Raw genomic sequence first — 1,750 nt, forward strand, 5'->3', positions numbered from 1 at the left:
TGCAGATGGCATCGCTGTATGCGGCCCTGGCCAACGGGGGGGTGTGGTGCCAGCCCCATCTGCTTTTAAAGGCCGAGGATTATGCGGGAAAAGTGCTGACTGGCGAGGTCATCAGCAAAAGGAGGCTGCCTCTTTCTGAAAACACTGTGTCGGTCATAAAACAGGCCCTGTACGGGGCGGTCAACGATCCCGGCCACACCGGCGGGGCCGCCCGGATAGAAGGGGTTAAGGTCTGCGGCAAGACCGGTACCGCCCAGAACCCCCACGGCAAGGACCATTCCTGGTTCGTGGGCTTTGCCCCCCAGGATGACCCGGCCATAGCGGTGGCGGTGCTGGTGGAGAACGCCGGGCATGGTTCGGAGGTCGCCGCTCCCATAGCCGGAAAGATCATGCGGAGATACCTGGAGATCAAGGGCCTGCTGCCTAAACCTGACCTGATAACGGCGGGGACACCATGAAGATAAAGACACTCGGATCCCGCGATTTTGATCTGCAGCTGGTGGCGGCGGCCCTGTCGCTGTGCGCCATCGGCATCGTGGCCATATACAGCGCCACCCAGATCGACCAGCCCCAGCTGGCGGGGCTGTGGCAAAAGCAGCTTTTCTCTCTGGGCCTGGGCCTGCTGCTGATGGCTGTGACCATCGCCGTTCCCTTCCGCTATTTTGAGGCCTTTGCCTGGCCGCTGTACATAGTTTCGATGATACTCTTGGTGGCGGTGCTGTTCGCCCCCCCGGTGATGAAGGCCCACCGCTGGATAAATTTTGGATTTGTCAGGTTCCAGCCCTCGGAGCTGGCCAAGCTGGCCACGGTCTTCGTGCTGGCCAAGGTGCTTTCGGCCCACGATTTTTCCCTGGACAAATTCTGGAAACTGCTGGTTCCCATCGGCATAGTGCTGCTGCCGGCGGCCCTGGTGCTGGTGGAGCCCGACCTGGGGACCTCGCTGTCGTTCGCCGCGCTTTTTCTGACCATGGTGTTCTGGCAGGGGCTTTCCTTCGGCAACTTTTTCTTCATGGTCTCGCCGGTGCTCTCGATGGTGGCCGTGATCTCGATGCCCAGCTGGATCGGTTTCATGCTGCTGATGGCCGGAGCCTTCTGGTTCTTCCGGGTCAAGTTCAAGTACGCCCTGCCCATATTCCTGATCAACATCCTGATCGGCAGCCTGGCCCCGGCCGTCTGGTACGGTCTCAAGGGGTATCAGCGCAAACGTCTGCTGACCTTCATCAACCCCGACCTGGATCCCAAGGGGGCCGGCTGGCACGTGCTGCAGTCCAAGATAGCGGTGGGCTCGGGCGGACTGCTGGGCAAGGGTTTTCTGCAGGGCACCCAGAAAAAGCTTTCCTTCCTGCCGGAACAGCATACCGATTTCATTTTTTCCACCTTCGCCGAGGAATTCGGCTTCATCGGGGTCATGATAGTGCTGTCGCTTTTCTTCTGGCTTCTGTTCCGGGGGATAACAATTGCCCGGCAGGCCCGCAACCGGTTCGCCAGCTTCACCGCCATCGGGATCATCGCCATCATCGGGTTCCACGTTTTCCTGAACATCGGGGTCACCCTGGGGATCATGCCGGTGACCGGGATACCCCTGCCGTTCATGAGCTACGGGGGAACGTCGCTGATAACCATGCTGGTGATGACCGGAATACTGTTGAACATAGGCCTGAGGCGGTACGAATACTAAATGGAAAACGAAGGCAGAAAACGAAAAACGAAGGCAGAATGCTAATCGCAGGGAACACTAAACAGTAAACAG

2 protein-coding genes are annotated in these 1,750 nt (G+C 59.0%); both read left to right on the top strand.

All coding sequences use genetic code 11. From position 1 onward, the window contains the following. Window positions 1–458: penicillin-binding transpeptidase domain-containing protein (locus Q7U71_03010; protein MDO9390724.1), on the top strand; the 458-nt coding region annotated here is incomplete at its 5' end. Continuing rightward, window positions 455–1,678, top strand: coding sequence for a rod shape-determining protein RodA (gene rodA / locus Q7U71_03015; GenBank protein ID MDO9390725.1), 1,224 nt, complete (start codon window positions 455–457; stop codon window positions 1,676–1,678). The genes Q7U71_03010 and rodA, both read left to right, overlap by 4 nt. Window positions 1,679–1,750 lie beyond the last annotated feature (72 nt).

This window comes from bacterium (assembly GCA_030655055.1).
In the GTDB taxonomy this organism is placed as follows: Bacteria; Edwardsbacteria; AC1; order AC1; family EtOH8; genus UBA5202.

Coding starts and splice junctions, on each gene's coding strand:
- rodA (MDO9390725.1), top strand. CDS start 455: ATGAAGATAAAGACACTCGGATCCCGCGATTTTGATCTGCAGCTGGTG.